Source organism: Vibrio sp. R-1 (assembly GCF_035615595.1).
In the GTDB taxonomy this organism is placed as follows: Bacteria; Pseudomonadota; Gammaproteobacteria; order Enterobacterales; family Vibrionaceae; genus Vibrio; species Vibrio cholerae.
In genome coordinates this window covers 1-205 of the sequence record NZ_WPDC01000382.1, presented here as the reverse complement: position 1 = coordinate 205, position 205 = coordinate 1, and the positions used below count along the sequence as shown (strand labels likewise).

Genomic DNA, 205 nt, shown 5'->3' with positions numbered 1-205 from the left:
GCACCGTAAGGCACAAAGCCACCGTGCAGCGCGATACCGTTGATGATGGCCGTCATACCAAACTCACGCACACCGTAGTGGATGTAGTTGCCTGAGAAGTCTTCTGCTGTGAGAGACTTAGAGCCAGACCACATGGTGAGGTTAGAAGGCGCCAAGTCAGCTGAGCCGCCCATAAATTCTGGCAGCAGTTTGCCGAACGCTTCCA

The 205-nt window shown here is 54.6% G+C and carries 1 pseudogene; it reads right to left on the bottom strand.

Annotated features, from left to right (window positions below):
- A pseudogene (locus GOU96_RS18580) lies at window positions 1–205 on the bottom strand (transketolase); the annotation flags it as partial.